Annotated in this window: 16 protein-coding genes and 1 pseudogene; 8 read left to right on the top strand and 9 right to left on the bottom strand. The window is 62.3% G+C overall.

The window, feature by feature from the left end:
- Positions 1-17: 17 nt before the first annotated feature.
- The 3 genes and pseudogenes from DVR09_RS02620 to DVR09_RS02610 form a co-directional block, all read right to left on the bottom strand.
- Positions 18-467 (bottom strand): DUF2497 domain-containing protein, encoded by a 450-nt coding sequence (locus DVR09_RS02620; RefSeq protein ID WP_115415558.1) that lies wholly within the window; start codon positions 465-467, stop codon positions 18-20.
- Positions 468-520: 53 nt separating this feature from the next.
- Positions 521-1,947: pseudogene (locus DVR09_RS02615) on the bottom strand (TolC family outer membrane protein).
- Positions 1,948-2,000: 53 nt separating this feature from the next.
- On the bottom strand, positions 2,001-2,597 hold the full coding sequence (locus DVR09_RS02610) for a protein-L-isoaspartate O-methyltransferase family protein (protein WP_115415557.1): 597 nt from the start codon (positions 2,595-2,597) through the stop codon (positions 2,001-2,003).
- 161 nt (positions 2,598-2,758) lie between these two features.
- On the opposite strand from DVR09_RS02610, the gene DVR09_RS02605 reads away from it, so the two are divergent.
- From DVR09_RS02605 to DVR09_RS02595, 3 genes are read left to right on the top strand one after another with little or no spacing between them, the layout of a single operon-like run.
- Positions 2,759-4,276, top strand: a complete 1,518-nt coding sequence (locus DVR09_RS02605) for a fumarate hydratase (RefSeq protein ID WP_115417741.1) — start codon at positions 2,759-2,761, stop codon at positions 4,274-4,276.
- A gap of 60 nt (positions 4,277-4,336) precedes the next feature.
- Positions 4,337-5,578 carry a sensor histidine kinase gene (locus DVR09_RS02600; RefSeq protein ID WP_234041526.1) on the top strand — a complete coding sequence of 414 codons (1,242 nt, stop codon included), beginning with the start codon at positions 4,337-4,339 and terminating at the stop codon, positions 5,576-5,578.
- Positions 5,571-6,320 carry a LytR/AlgR family response regulator transcription factor gene (locus tag DVR09_RS02595; RefSeq protein WP_115415556.1) on the top strand — a complete coding sequence of 250 codons (750 nt, stop codon included), beginning with the start codon at positions 5,571-5,573 and terminating at the stop codon, positions 6,318-6,320. The genes DVR09_RS02600 and DVR09_RS02595 overlap by 8 nt, the downstream gene beginning before the upstream one ends.
- A gap of 188 nt (positions 6,321-6,508) precedes the next feature.
- On the opposite strand, the gene DVR09_RS02590 is transcribed toward DVR09_RS02595, so the two are convergent.
- Entirely contained in the window at positions 6,509-6,802 is a 294-nt protein-coding gene (locus DVR09_RS02590) for a UrcA family protein (RefSeq protein ID WP_115415555.1), read from the bottom strand.
- Between the two features lie 192 nt (positions 6,803-6,994).
- Between DVR09_RS02590 and DVR09_RS02585 the strand changes: the two genes are divergently transcribed.
- From DVR09_RS02585 to DVR09_RS02570, 4 genes are all read left to right on the top strand, one after another.
- Positions 6,995-7,261 carry a hypothetical protein gene (locus DVR09_RS02585; protein WP_115415554.1) on the top strand — a complete coding sequence of 89 codons (267 nt, stop codon included), beginning with the start codon at positions 6,995-6,997 and terminating at the stop codon, positions 7,259-7,261.
- A gap of 38 nt (positions 7,262-7,299) precedes the next feature.
- The gene (locus DVR09_RS02580; RefSeq protein WP_234041591.1) at positions 7,300-8,154 is read left to right on the top strand and encodes a diacylglycerol/lipid kinase family protein; all 855 of its coding nucleotides are present in this window, start codon (positions 7,300-7,302) and stop codon (positions 8,152-8,154) included.
- Entirely contained in the window at positions 8,144-9,004 is an 861-nt protein-coding gene (locus DVR09_RS02575; RefSeq protein WP_115415552.1) for a metallophosphoesterase family protein, read from the top strand. The genes DVR09_RS02580 and DVR09_RS02575 overlap by 11 nt, the downstream gene beginning before the upstream one ends.
- Before the next feature lie 86 nt (positions 9,005-9,090).
- The gene (locus tag DVR09_RS02570) at positions 9,091-9,288 is read left to right on the top strand and encodes a hypothetical protein (protein ID WP_115415551.1); all 198 of its coding nucleotides are present in this window, start codon (positions 9,091-9,093) and stop codon (positions 9,286-9,288) included.
- A gap of 72 nt (positions 9,289-9,360) precedes the next feature.
- On the opposite strand, the gene rpsI is transcribed toward DVR09_RS02570, so the two are convergent.
- The 5 genes from rpsI to DVR09_RS02545 all read right to left on the bottom strand — a co-directional run bounded on the left by rpsI (position 9,361) and on the right by DVR09_RS02545 (position 12,614).
- Positions 9,361-9,897, bottom strand: coding sequence for a 30S ribosomal protein S9 (gene rpsI, locus DVR09_RS02565; protein ID WP_115415550.1), 537 nt, complete (start codon positions 9,895-9,897; stop codon positions 9,361-9,363).
- Positions 9,897-10,376 carry a 50S ribosomal protein L13 gene (gene rplM / locus DVR09_RS02560; RefSeq protein ID WP_115415549.1) on the bottom strand — a complete coding sequence of 160 codons (480 nt, stop codon included), beginning with the start codon at positions 10,374-10,376 and terminating at the stop codon, positions 9,897-9,899. Before rplM ends, rpsI begins: the two co-directional genes overlap by 1 nt.
- A gap of 316 nt (positions 10,377-10,692) precedes the next feature.
- Positions 10,693-11,265, bottom strand: coding sequence for a hypothetical protein (locus DVR09_RS02555; RefSeq protein ID WP_162814828.1), 573 nt, complete (start codon positions 11,263-11,265; stop codon positions 10,693-10,695).
- A gap of 21 nt (positions 11,266-11,286) precedes the next feature.
- Positions 11,287-11,592 carry a divalent-cation tolerance protein CutA gene (gene cutA / locus DVR09_RS02550; RefSeq protein ID WP_234041525.1) on the bottom strand — a complete coding sequence of 102 codons (306 nt, stop codon included), beginning with the start codon at positions 11,590-11,592 and terminating at the stop codon, positions 11,287-11,289.
- The gene (locus DVR09_RS02545) at positions 11,589-12,614 is read right to left on the bottom strand and encodes a COX15/CtaA family protein (RefSeq protein WP_115415546.1); all 1,026 of its coding nucleotides are present in this window, start codon (positions 12,612-12,614) and stop codon (positions 11,589-11,591) included. The genes cutA and DVR09_RS02545 overlap by 4 nt, the downstream gene beginning before the upstream one ends.
- Positions 12,615-12,831: 217 nt before the next feature.
- On the opposite strand from DVR09_RS02545, the gene DVR09_RS02540 reads away from it, so the two are divergent.
- A complete protein-coding gene (locus DVR09_RS02540) occupies positions 12,832-13,161 on the top strand; it encodes a MerC domain-containing protein (protein WP_435867801.1) in 330 nt (109 codons plus the stop codon).
- Positions 13,162-13,168 lie beyond the last annotated feature (7 nt).

Below are 13,168 nucleotides of genomic sequence, written 5' to 3'. Positions count from 1 at the left end.
GGTACTTGAAGGCGCGCCTAACTGCGCTTGCCGGCGATCCGGGATATCTCGGCCTTGACCAGCTCCTCGACCATTCCGGGAAGATTATCGTCGAGCCATTGCGCAAGCATCGGACGCAGCATCTCGCGAACCAGGCCCTCCAGCGAGGTTTCCCCAGAGCGCACGATTTGCGGCTGCTTGCCCGGTTCGGCCAACATGGCGAGCGCGGCGAAGTTCTGCCGCATGGCTTCGCGTGTATCGCCCCGGGTCAGCGCGTCTTCGCCGCTATCCCCATCGTCGAGAGCGGTTTCTTCCGGCAGTTCGAGGACTTCGTCCGTTTCACCTGAACCAGCCGGTTCGGGTGCTTTTTCAGCGGGCGCTGCGCGTTTGCGCCGCTCGAGGATCGCACCGTCGCGATTGTCGCGCGCGATGACCTTCTTGATTGAGTCGAGAATTTCTTCGACCGAGGGTTCACCCGGTTGCTGCATCGTCTCTCAAGCCCCTGCTGGCGAATCGGTACGCCCCGATTCGGTACATTCCCTCAATAGCCTGATTCGGTCCCGGTTTCATCCTCTGGCGGAACATCGGCGTTCGGGGCCGGTACGGCAACGGTGCTGGTCGAGATCGCGACCGGTTTGGGATCGCGATCCCAGTCCCATACGCGCCCGCGTACTCGCTCGTAATTTTCCGCCGGATCGTAAAGCAGGCCTTCGCCGATGAAGCCGAGGTCGCGGGCCTCTGCACGGCCCATCGCCGCGAGCAGCGTGAAACCTGCGACATAGGCATTGCGGCGAGCGGTGACGAGCTGGACGCGCGCATTGAGCAGTTCCTGCTCGGCATTGAGCACATCGAGAATCTGGCGGCTGCCGATCGAATTTTCCGCGCGCACACCCTCGAGGCTGAGAGCGGCCGCATCGACGGCGATCCGACTGCTTTCGATCACGGCGAGCGACGCCTGCCAGCTCGACCAGGCGGCCCGCACCTGCGCTATGATCTCGCGCTCGGTGGCGATCACCTGTTCCAGCGCTGCCGTCTCACGCGCCTGTGCCTGACGCTGGCGCGCCGCGGGCAGACCACCCTGGAAAATCGGAATGGTTACCCGCACGCCGGCATTGGCCGTCGTCTCTTCCTGAGCGATACCGCCCGCGCCACCGGCAAGAGTGTCGAAATAGTCGGTATAGGCCGTGTTTGCGAACAGGGACACATTCGGCAGGCGCCCCGAACCGGCCGCTTCGCTATCGAAACCGGCGGCCTCGGCCCGTTCCTTGGCGGCGATCAGATCGGGATTGCTGGCCAGCGCGGTATCGACTGCGGTTTCGACATTGGCCGGCAGATTGGGAAGCGGCGGCGGCGGCTGCAGATCGGTGGGCGCTTCCCCGACGAGACGGATATATGTTTCGCGGGCATTGATAAGGGTGGCCTGCGCATTGCGCAGATCGCCCTGGGCCAAAGCGAGGCGCGATTGCGACTGGGCCACGTCGGTACGGGTGAGGTCTCCGATTTCGAAACGGTCGCTGGTCGCCTGCACGTTGACCGACAGGACCTCCACTTGATTGGCGGAAAGCGAAACCAGCGCCTCGCTGCGCAGAACATCCATGTAAGCGGCGACAACCTGGTTGAAGAGCGCGCTTTCTATGGCGCGCAGATCGGCCTGCCCGGCAGTCACGCGTTCTTTGGCCGCTTTGACTGCGTTGCGGATCGCCCCGCCGGCATAGATAGGGACTTCCAGCCTGGGTCCGATCTGCAAGACCCTTTCCGGCGCGGTAAAGCTGTTGGGCGAATTCTTGATGAACTCGGTATAGGTCGCAGTCGTATTGATGCTCGGAATACCCGGGCTTCGTTGATCGGTACATCTTCGTCGACTGCGCGTTGGTTGGCGCGGGCGGCAAGCAGTGTCGGATTGTTCCGATAGGCCTGCGTCAGGGCTTCCTGGAGAGTGTCCGCATGGGCCGGCGCGGACAGTGCCAGCGCACCTGCGCTTACCCCAGGACAAGATTTTTCGAAAACCCTCCGCGACGCATTCAGAAACTCCAGCTTTGCGGCCGGTCGAATGCGCCGAGCCGCGGGATCCCCATTTCGGCAAGCGACAACAATGCCAGCGCCTTGCCCGATTTGCGGCCGGTGGCAAGACGGGTGACGCCGCGCTCGACCATGCCGGTTACGATCCGCCCGCCATCCGCCACCAGCTTGGCCAACGCGGCGGGCACATGTTCGATCGCCCCGTCGACCAGGACGAGCGTGTAGGCGCCCCGCTTTGCGCCATTGGCAGCCTTGTCGGGCGTGACCGTGTCGAGCTTCGCAACCAGCGGCTCGACCAGTGCGGGCAGATAACCGCTCCCGCCGTCGATCACGAGGACGCTGTCGTCCATCGTGGGGCGCGCTTCGGCCAGCATCGCGCCATGAAACAGCGGGGCGGGCAGGAATCCACCGCTCTCCAGCCTAATCGCGCGGTCCATATAGGCCGTGGCCTTCGCGGCCTGGGGGACGAAATCCTCGCGCGCCACGGTGCCCATGCGTTCGAGCACGAAAACGTCGTTGACGCCGCTGGTTCGCAACTGGCTGTCGAGCATCGCCTTGCGGGCGGCGGCATAATCGAGGCGGGTAGTGGTCAGGGTCATGGGTCGTTCCGCGAGCTGTATTACATCAATAACACGCTTATGCAAGCTCCGGTTGCCTTAGGCGCAAGGCCCGTTGTGGCCAAGCGCTTTGACCGATGGCGGCAAACGCGCCTATCGGGGAGCGCAAATCTGCAACATGGGAATTTGCGGCGATGAGCGACATGACCGTCATCAGCGAAAACGACTTGATCGAGAGCGTGGCCGACGCACTCCAGTATATCTCCTATTACCATCCGATGGACTACATTCGCGCGCTGGGCGAAGCCTATGAAGCGGAAAAAGGTCCGGCGGCGAAGGATGCGATCGCACAGATCCTCACCAACAGCCGGATGTGCGCCGAGGGGCATCGACCGATCTGCCAGGACACCGGCATCGTCAACGTCTTCGTCAAATGGGGAATGAATTGCCGCCTCGATAGCGACCGGTCCTTGCAAGAGGTCGTCGATGAGGGCGTGCGCCGCGCCTACAATCATCCAGACAACAAGCTGCGTGCCTCGATCCTCGCCGACCCGGCCTTCACTCGCCGCAATACGCGCGACAACACGCCGTCGGTGCTTTCGGTCGAAATGATGCCGGGCAGCACGGTGAGCATCGATGTGGCCGCGAAAGGCGGCGGTAGCGAGAACAAGTCGAAGTTCAAGATGATGAACCCGTCGGACAATATCGTCGACTGGGTGATCGAGCAGATCCCGTCGATGGGTGCGGGCTGGTGCCCGCCGGGCATGCTCGGCATCGGCATTGGCGGCACGGCCGAGCATTGCATGAAGCTCGCCAAGCTGAGCCTGATGGATCCGATCGACATGGGTCAGCTCAAACAGCGAGGCGCGCGGAACGATATCGAGCAGCTACGCATCGACATCTTCGATGCCGTCAATGCCATGGGCGTCGGCGCGCAGGGACTGGGCGGTTTGTCGACCGTTCTCGACGTGAAAATTCTCGACGCACCCTGCCACGCGGCGGGCAAGCCGGTGGCAATGATCCCCAATTGCGCCGCCACGCGCCACGCGCATTTCACTCTCGATGGCTCAGGCCCTGCCTATCTCGAACCGCCCAGGCTCGACGAATATCCGCAGGTTACCTGGAAACCCGATGCGGCAGCCAGGCGAGTCGATCTCGATGCGCTCACTCCCGAGGAAGTGTCGAGCTGGAAGCATGGCGATCGCCTGCTGCTCTCCGGCAAGATGCTGACGGGGCGCGATGCGGCGCATAAGCGCATTAAGGACATGCTCGATGCGGGCGAAGAGCTGCCGGTCGATTTCGGGGGCCGGGCCATTTATTACGTCGGGCCGGTCGATCCGGTGATGGGCGAGGTGGTCGGCCCCGCCGGTCCGACCACCGCCACACGCATGGACAAGTTCACCGAGATGATGCTCGATCTCGGCCTCCTCGCCATGATCGGCAAGGCGGAACGCGGGCACAATGCGGTAGAGGTCATCTCCAGGTTCAAGGTCGCCTATCTGATGGCGACGGGCGGCGCTGCCTATCTGGTCAGCCGCGCGATCAAGGGGGCCAAGGTCCTCGCTTTCGAGGATTTGGGGATGGAAGCGATCTACGAATTCGAGGTGGAGGATATGCCGGTTACCGTTGCAGTCGATGCAGCGGGCAATAACGTCCACACACTCGCACCGGCCGAATGGCGTCGGCGGATCGCCGAAGGGGACCTTGAGCCCGCCGAATAGCGGGGCTCTCGACCAACCGCACAACCCATTCGACCGCCGCGCTGGCAATTGCGCGTTCGAATGGGCACATCGCAAAGCGTGTCGATCGATGAACGCCAGATGAATCCGCCAGATGAACGCCTGCCCGGCAAAGTTGTCTTTGCCTCGATGGTCGGTCTGTGGCTCTGCTATTTCCTTCTAATCACGCTTCGCGGTGTGGTTGTCGGTCTTGAATTCCAGGACGAGCTGCTCTGGCGCCGCGCGCTTGTCAGCGTGATCGGCGTAGGGGTGACGGCGCTCTTGTGGCTGTGCCTGCGTGCGGTGGAGAACAGGGCGCTGGGCATTAAGATTGCCGTTGCGCTGATCGCGGCAATGCCGGGCGCCATGATGATCGCGCAGGCCAATCGCTGGGTCTTTGATTCGATCGAAGCCAGGGTCGAGCAGCAAATGGGCAAGGAACGCGGTATCGCGTTGCGCCGCGACGATGCCGGGAATCTCCTGATCGACCTTCCGCGCAGCCAAATGGGCGAAGAGGTGGAAGAGGCGGAGCAATCGGTGCCGCAGAGCGTGGTCATCGCGCCCGCGCCCACCTCGCTCGATCAATGGCGGATGACCTTCGACCTTGCGATCGGGCGGTATTTCCTCCTGCTTGCCTGGGCGGCGCTATTTCTAGCTCTCCTTGCCGGCGCACAGGCGCGTGCCGCGGAACGTCGGGGAGAACGGTTCCGTAGCGCGGCGAAGGCGGCCGAGCTGCGCTCCTTGCGCTATCAGGTGAATCCGCATTTTCTGTTCAACACGCTCAACTCGCTTTCTGCCCTGGTCATGACGGGCAAAGCCGAACGCGCCGAGCAGATGATACAGACGATATCCCGGTTCTACCGCCACAGCCTTGCCGACGATCCGACCGGCGATGTGACGCTGGAGGACGAGATCGATCTCCAGGAACATTATCTGGAAATCGAATCGGTCCGCTTCCCCGAGCGTTTGAAGGTGAAGGTCGATCTCCCGTCCGAACTGGCCGGTTTCAAGGTCCCTGGCATGATTCTACAACCACTCGTGGAAAATTCGGTAAAATACGGTGTTTCGGCATCAAGCAGGCCAGTGACCGTCACGATCGCTGCGCGCGAGGAATATGGGCGGCTCGTGCTCACCGTTGGCGATGACGGCCCAGGTGCCTCCGGGAATCACGGCTTCGGCATAGGCCTGGCCAATGTTCGCGACCGCCTCGAAGCCCGGTTCGGCAATGCCGCGACGATCGTTTCCGGGCCATCGTTGACCGGCTATGAAACCGAGCTGAGGATACCGATGGTGAAGCATGGCTGAGGAAGAAACCGAAAAACTCAAGACCCTGATCGTCGATGACGAGCCCCTGGCAGTCGAGCGGATGCAGGTGATCTGTTCGAAGATCGGCGAGCTGCAGGTCGTCGGCACCGCCAGCGATGGCGCGCAGGCCCTGCGTCTGGTCGATGCGCTTACGCCCGACCTCATCCTGCTCGATATGACCATGCCGGAAGTGGACGGAATGTCGGTGGCCAAATCGCTGGCCAAGAAAGCGGAGCGACCGGCGGTGGTCTTCGTTACCGCGCATGACAATTACGCGGTCGAAGCTTTCGATCTCGATGCCGTCGATTACGTGCTCAAGCCGGTCAAGCCCGAGCGGCTGGAACGGGCCGTGTCGCGCGCGCTCGCCCGGAGAGGCGATAGTGAGAGGAGCGACAGCACGTGGTTGGACGAATTGTGGATTCCGCACCGTTCGGAACTGATCCGCATTGCAACGTCCGAAGTTGGCCGGATCGATGCAGAGCGTGACTATGTCCGCCTGCATGTCGGGGAAGGCGAGGCCGCGAGGACCTATCTTCTCCTGCAGACCATTGCCGGGCTGGAAAAGCGGTTGGACCCCGCGAAATTCATCCGCATTCACCGCTCGACCATCCTTCGCAGAGATCGCATTACCGGCCTGCGGCATGACGGTCTGGGGGTCTGGTCGGTCGAACTTGCCGACGGGGAGGCGCTGCGGATCGGCCGAACCTATCTGCCGAAGGTGAAGGCGATGGCTGGGCGCTAAAGGCGCTCAGGCCGGTTTCCACCGGCCACATACCCGACATTCTGGAGCGTGTCAGAGACGCGTGTGAGACATGCCGAGCGGCGGTGTGCTCGGCCTGCCCACTGCCCGCTCGATTGCAGCGGACAAAAAGTGACCCCGGCCGGGGGACTGCATCCGGCCGGGGTCGGTGGTTGGGCGGACTGGGGGTTTCAGCCGCCCAAGGACTCGTCCTTGATGCGCGCTGCGATCTGCTCGCTGGCGCTGATCTTGGCCGCCTCATAACACTCGCGTGAGCTTGGGCTGCGGACCCTGGTTCCAGTGCGCTGGCCTCGGAAGCCGCATGCTTCACGCGCTGCTGCATCGATACGCCGTTCGAGAATCTTCTGCCCTGCTGCCGTGTCGAGATTGAGATCCTTGTAGGCGACGCTTACCGATTCGGCCTGCGCCGTGGTAGCGGACAGGGCGAGGCCCAGGGCGGCGAGTGTAGCGAGAGGTGTCTTCATGGTATCATCTCCGGGTCTGCGGCCGGCTCTATCGATGAGGGGAAACGCCTGCCGCACCAACTGTATTACATGGCTACATCTGTAATCACACCTCCCGTTCGACAGGCAGCACAGCGATTTGACCGGAGGTGTAGATTTGCCGACCAATGGTATTTGGCCATCGGCGGACGACGAGCGTAAGACACTCGTCCTATGTCGCTCGGTATCATCTTCGTGCTCGGGATCGTGAATTTCGCGCTTCACAGGGCAGTTCTCGATTCGAACCACCCCTTGCTCGATACGCTGCCCGCCTCTTTCCGATCGGGTGGTGGGCGATTTGCCCTGGCCTTCGAATTCGTGGTTTTGCTCACGGCCATGCTTCTGGCCGGTCATGGCTGGCCCGCAGCGGCCTGGGCATATGGGTTTTATAGCTTCCTCAACGGAATAACCGCGTGGCTGATACTGAATGGCCGTATGTGACTGCGGGAACCGGGCGCGCGTTTCGGCGCTTCATTCTCATGGGTTGCCCACGTTCCTGGTTGGTCGTCAATGCGCGCAGCGGTAGCAATAGTGACGCCGCGTACGATTCTTTGCTGGGCGCGTTGGCCATGCGCGGCTTGTCTCCAGATCGGATTGTGGAATTTCCCGCTCAGGCTTTGCCAACGCCGACCAGCCTTCGGGATGATGGAGTGACGCGTCTGGTCGTCTTTACCGGCGACGGCAGTCTGAATGCGGTGATTGCCACTCTGTCAGGATGGGACGGCGAGATTCTGGTCCTACCCGGTGGCACGATGAATCTCATGAGCGCGCGCCTTCACGGGCAGGATGTCGCATGCGAAGAGATACTCGATTGCATTTCCCGGGGTGCCTACCGCCCAATTCGCCCCATGATGGCGCGTTGCGACGCAGGCAGTGCGCTTGCAGGCCTTCTGGTAGGCCCCGGGACGGCATGGGCGGAAGTGCGCGAGGCGATGCGTGACTTTGACGTCGCTGGTTTGGCCCAGGGTGCCGGCGAGGCCATAGCCGAGACGACCGGCGGCTCGCGCGTGCGTCTGATCGAACCGGTGATCGGCCATAAGGATGGCTATCCGCTGATCGAACTGACTCCAAGCCATCGCGGGCTTCAGGTCGACGGCTATCGTCCCGAAAGCGCCAGCGATATCCTGCAGCAAGGCTGGGCGGTTCTGCGGCGACGATTTCGCGAAGGGCCTCATGAGCGGCTGGGTCTGCTCGACAGGGTGCGAATGGAAAACTGCGCCGGCGAACCCTTGCAGGTCCTGATCGACGGAGAGCCGGCGACTCTCCCCTCGCAGGCGGAATTCACTGTAGCTGATTGCCCCGTCGACCTGCTAGCGACATCCCATGGCTTCTGACTTCCGGCGGATTTTTCACCTCTCCGACATTCATTTCGGGCTGGAGAACAATCGCGCGCTCGACTGGGTAAAACAGGAAATCGCGGAGAAGAGGCCCGATGCGGTCGCAATCACAGGCGATTTGACGATGCGAGCGAGGCATCGCGAATTTGCTGCGGCAACCCGCTGGATCAACTCGCTAGAGGCGCCTGTCACGGTCGAAGTCGGCAATCACGACATGCCATACTTCAACCCGATCGAACGGTTTTTTGCGCCCTATAGGCGGTTTCGCGGAATGGCGGAAAAGGTCGAGAAGGAGCTCGATCTGGGCAGACTCGCGATTATCCCGCTCAAAACGGCGGTCCGCATGCAGCCGCGGCTCAACTGGTCGAAGGGCTGGGTGAGCAACAGAGCACTTGAGCGGTGTCTTGATGCACTCGACGCTCTTCCCAGCGGAACGCGTGCGCTGGTGGCAGTGCATCATCCCTTGCGTGAAGTCGGGACTCAGGGAACGGCCCTTACCAAGCATGGCGGCAAGGCGCTGCGCGAACTGGCGAAACGCAATGTCGAAGCCGTTCTTTCAGGTCACGTCCACGATGCCTTCGATATCTTGGAGAAGACCAGCGAAGGACCGGTTCGGATGATCGGTGCGGGCACTTTGTCGCAGCGCACGCGATCCACCCCGCCCAGCTTCAACGAGATCGAGTGGGACGGCGAGAAACTGAGCGTCTATGTGCGCAATCTGCAGGATGTGGACACGCGAGACATGCAGATCGACGACGTTCCGGAGAACGCGCTGCCGCCACGACAGGAGGGTGAGCCGGTCGCTCCGATTCGCCAGGTGCCCCGCGTGGACCCTCCCATCCATTAACCACCAAGACTAATCCCGTTCGTCACCGCTCTGGAAATGCGCTCGCGTTCACGAAAGGATGCGCAACGGTACAAGGGGGCTAAACGATGGAACTCGTCAAGGCGGTGCCACTGGGCGCCATTCTCACTCTGATAGTGGCGCTGACGATCGGGTCGCAGGGGTCCAGGGGCGGTCAGTTGGCGATTTTCCGGGTGGAGCTTCACCAGTTTGATTTCTGGTGGTCCTGGCCGCTCTTCATAGGTGGCACCGCGCTGGCCTGGGGCATTATGCTGTTACAACGCTAAGCGGACACGCAAGAAAGAAGGGCGGCCCCTTGCGGAACCGCCCCCCTGGTGATCCAATGATCGGGTAAAGCCTTAGCGCTTCGAGAACTGGAAGCTGCGGCGTGCCTTGGCGCGGCCGTACTTCTTACGCTCGACCACGCGGCTATCGCGGGTCAGGAAGCCAGCGGCCTTGACCGTGCCGCGCAGCGCGGGCTCGTACTTTGCGAGAGCCTGCGAAATGCCGTGCTTGACGGCGCCGGCCTGGCCCGAAAGGCCGCCGCCGCGAACGGTGGCGACGACATCGTACTGGCCTTGGCGATCGGTGATCGTGAAGGGCTGGTCGATGATCAGGCGCAGCGTCGGACGTGCGAAATAGACTTCCTGGTCCTTGCCGTTGACAGTGACCTTGCCGCTGCCGGGCTTGAGCCACACGCGAGCGGTAGCGTCCTTGCGGCGACCGGTGGCATAAGCGCGGCCTTCCTTGTCCAGCTCCTGCTCGCGCAGGGGGACTTCGGCGGTGGCTGCGATATCGGCGGCGTCGCCCTCGGGCGCGTCACCGGCGATGTCCTTCAGATCGGCGAGATCCGAGACGGTTTCGTTCTTGGTTTCGTTCGGCGATTCGGGGGCCATTACGCGACAACCTTGTTCTTGCGGTTCATCGAGGCAACGTCGAGCTTTTCGGGCTTCTGGCCGTCATAGGGATGCTCGGTGCCGGCGAATACGTGGAGGGCGCGCATCTGTGCACGGCCAAGCGGGCCACGCGGAATCATGCGTTCCACGGCCTTCTCCAGGACGCGCTCGGGAAACTTGCCTTCCAGCACCTTGGCCGGAGTGGTTTCCTTGATGCCGCCCGGGTGGCCGGTGTGCTTGTAATACACCTTGTCGTTCAGCTTCTTGCCGGTGAATTTCACCTTGTCGGCATTGACGACGACGACGTGGTCGCCGCAATCGACGTGCGGGGTGTAGCTCGGCTTGTGCTTGCCGCGCAGGATGTTGGCGATAATCGCCGCGACACGACCGACGACGAGACCTTCGGCGTCGATGATGTGCCACTTCTTTTCGACCTCTGCCGGTTTGATCGACCGGGTGGTCTTCGTGAGAGCCTTCATGGCTGGTTTCCGTTCCTAGTGTTCGTGCCGGGTCCCTAAGGCGCCGGCGTCAGTCGGCGAATCCGCGCAAACGGATCCGCAAAGCGGGCGGCAAATGACGTTCCTTGACGCTGTAGTCAAGCAATTCCGCGCGTGTCAGGGGAGGTAAAATAAAACCACAGCCTATTCGAGGCGCAGAGACCAGCTTTCGCGAGCCAGGCGCGCATCGTCCCTTACCCGAGTGGCAATTCGGCGTTCGAACGTATCGAGCAAGCCTCCCGGACCAGCGCTGGCCTTGAGAAATACAGAAACCTGGCCTTCCTCTCCCCAGGCAGCGTCAGCGCCCTGCGTTCGCTTGCCTCCCCACTACCGGAAAGAAGAGATCCGCCGGAATCTTTCTCGTCATGGCGTCGGCCGAGCTGGCCAAACGATCGAGATAGGCCTTGCTTTCGTGCAATTGGCCAAGTGTGTGGCCCGCACGTTCCAGCACGGCCATGGCCGCCTTCACTGCTTCGGCCTTGCCAGCGGCGGATCCGGTTGCTTCGCCTACAATCCTGCCGTCCATGTCGAGACGCGCGGGGAATGGTCCGGAAGAGCGCCGTTCGCGCTCGATGGCGGCGATGGGCTCGAGATGAGCGGGGGCGACAACCCGGCTCGATATCTGTTCGCCGGTGACCAGTGCCGTCTCGCCATCGGTTTCGAAGCGTCCACGCCATGCGCGCGCGACCAGCAGTGTGGCTCTACGCGCCATTTCCCGTTCGAGCTCTCGGCGGAGGATGAATTCGCCACGCGGGAAGGTGATTGCGGTGCCCTGCGCAGCGAAGGCCGGACCGCCAGAAATGAAGAGCATGGCTGCTGAGGCCAGTCCGGTGAAAAGCTGTAGACTCTCCCTGCGGTCGATCGTTCTCAACAATGCCCCCGTTTGTCGACGTTATATAGCACCGAGCCAGCGTTCCGTTGCCCGCCCGGCTGCGTCGCAATTCCAGCCCACTATTGCGGGGGTATCATAGGGGTGCAAGTCTTCGAGACGCGCAATGGCCCGCGCGAGCAGTTTGCTCGACGTCTTCAAAAGGCAGGGGGCTTCCTCGCCTTCATCGACCGTTCCCTCCCACGCGAAGATCGATCGGACCGGCGAGCCGATATTGATGCAGGCCACGAGGCGTTCCTCGATCAGAGCACGGCCTATGGCCTCTGCGCTCGCCGCATCCGGAAAGGGACAATAAATCAGCGCGGTCACGATCTGCGACCGAGCGCGTGGGCACCCCAGGCGAAGCTGGCGACCAGCAGCGCGCCGACCACTTGGTGCGCCACCGCGACCCATAGCGCGACGCCGGTCCAGACCGTCGCGATCCCGAGCAATATCTGTGTACCGAAGGCAGAATGGATCGCGATCGAGGCCGGTCGCGCGAGCGGTTTCACCCGTCTCGCCATCACGACCAGCGCCACCACCGCGACCCAGGCCCACCAGCGGTGCAGGAAGTGTATAAGGAAGGGATCGTGTGTGATCGCGTAAAGGAAGCCGCGCGAACTGTCATATTCGGGAACCAGCCGCCCCTGCATCAAGGGCCAGGTGTCCGAGGCGAGCCCGGCGTTGAGGCCCGCCACCCACGCACCCAGAAGGAGCTGGATGAAAAGGATGCCGCCAGCCCAGCTCGCCGTGAAGACCCAGCGCGCGGGCCTGGAATTGCCCCTTGCCAGTTGCCTGAGGTCGAGCGCGGTCCAGACCAGCCCGCCAAGCGTGAAAAGCGCTGTGAGCAGGTGGATGGAAAGCCAGAAGTGACTCACATCGGTCATCGTTCCGGCAAGTCCGCTGCGCACCATGAACCAGCCGAACACGCCCTGGAGCCCACCCAGGGCCAGCAGCGCCACCAGCCGCCATTTGTAGCCCTGCGGGATCGCGCCGCGTATCCAGAACCAGGCGAGCGGCAACGCAAAGGCCAGTCCGATCAAGCGGCCCAGCAGGCGGTGAAACCACTCCCAGAAAAAGATGAACTTGAAGGCGGCGAGATCCATGCCCGCTGGTCCGGTGACATGCTTGTATTCGCCGGTGGCCTTATAAAGATCGAATTCGGCCTGCCACGCGCTTTCCGTAAGCGGCGGGATGGCACCGGTAATCGGTTTCCACTGGGTGATCGACAGGCCGCTTTCGGTCAAACGTGTGATACCGCCCACGGCGACCATCAGGACAACCATCGTCGCGACGACGAGCAGCCAGTTTGCCAAGGCGACCGGTCGCGTGTTTCTGCTGGTTTCAGACATGGCTCTGTCTGTGGTTTCCACGCGAGCGCAGTGCAAGTGCAAAACGGACAAGCGCCAGCCCGGCCGTCGCAATCGATGAAAAGAGACGATCCCCAAGCGGTTTTCCTTGAAACGGGATACAACATAACATAACTGCCATGCCATGCTGCAACGCGCCATCTTGCCGATTCGTCGGAGGCTTGACCGGGCGGGAATTTTTCTTTCCGGGGCCTGTGCATTGCATTGCCTGCTGTCGATCGTGCTCGTGTCGGGCCTGGGAATTGGGGGCGAACTTTTCCTGGCTCCCGAAATTCACGAGATCGGGCTCCTGCTGGCAACCCTGATCGCGGGCGTGGCGATCGGTTGGGGCGCGCTGCGCCACCGCATGGCCGCACCCTTTGTCATTGCCATGACCGGCCTCACTTTCATGGGTGCCGCGCTGGCGGTTCCGCACGGTATCAAGGAAGCCGTCCTGACCATCATCGGCGTCGCGCTGGTTTCGTTCGGACATATCCTCAATCTGCGCCATGTGCATTCCTCCGCTTGCAAGGAGCGCTGCGGGGACTAAGTCGGGC

The sequence above is a fragment of the Erythrobacter aureus genome, assembly GCF_003355455.1.
GTDB classification, from domain to species: domain Bacteria; phylum Pseudomonadota; class Alphaproteobacteria; order Sphingomonadales; family Sphingomonadaceae; genus Qipengyuania; species Qipengyuania aurea.
The sequence above is the reverse complement of the archived record's forward strand: the minus strand, read 5'-3'. Positions and strand labels throughout refer to the sequence as shown.

Excerpts from the sequence above, each read along its gene's own strand:
- DVR09_RS02590 (WP_115415555.1), bottom strand. The coding sequence starts at position 6,802 with ATGAAGACACCTCTCGCTACACTCGCCGCCCTGGGCCTCGCCCTGTCC.
- DVR09_RS02600 (WP_234041526.1), top strand. The coding sequence starts at position 4,337 with ATGGGCACATCGCAAAGCGTGTCGATCGATGAACGCCAGATGAATCCG.
- DVR09_RS02580 (WP_234041591.1), top strand. The coding sequence starts at position 7,300 with ATGGGTTGCCCACGTTCCTGGTTGGTCGTCAATGCGCGCAGCGGTAGC.
- DVR09_RS02610 (WP_115415557.1), bottom strand. The coding sequence starts at position 2,597 with ATGACCCTGACCACTACCCGCCTCGATTATGCCGCCGCCCGCAAGGCG.
- DVR09_RS02585 (WP_115415554.1), top strand. The coding sequence starts at position 6,995 with ATGTCGCTCGGTATCATCTTCGTGCTCGGGATCGTGAATTTCGCGCTT.
- DVR09_RS02545 (WP_115415546.1), bottom strand. The coding sequence starts at position 12,614 with ATGTCTGAAACCAGCAGAAACACGCGACCGGTCGCCTTGGCAAACTGG.
- DVR09_RS02570 (WP_115415551.1), top strand. The coding sequence starts at position 9,091 with ATGGAACTCGTCAAGGCGGTGCCACTGGGCGCCATTCTCACTCTGATA.
- DVR09_RS02575 (WP_115415552.1), top strand. The coding sequence starts at position 8,144 with ATGGCTTCTGACTTCCGGCGGATTTTTCACCTCTCCGACATTCATTTC.
- DVR09_RS02595 (WP_115415556.1), top strand. The coding sequence starts at position 5,571 with ATGGCTGAGGAAGAAACCGAAAAACTCAAGACCCTGATCGTCGATGAC.
- rpsI (WP_115415550.1), bottom strand. The coding sequence starts at position 9,897 with ATGGCCCCCGAATCGCCGAACGAAACCAAGAACGAAACCGTCTCGGAT.
- DVR09_RS02605 (WP_115417741.1), top strand. The coding sequence starts at position 2,759 with ATGACCGTCATCAGCGAAAACGACTTGATCGAGAGCGTGGCCGACGCA.
- rplM (WP_115415549.1), bottom strand. The coding sequence starts at position 10,376 with ATGAAGGCTCTCACGAAGACCACCCGGTCGATCAAACCGGCAGAGGTC.
- DVR09_RS02620 (WP_115415558.1), bottom strand. The coding sequence starts at position 467 with ATGCAGCAACCGGGTGAACCCTCGGTCGAAGAAATTCTCGACTCAATC.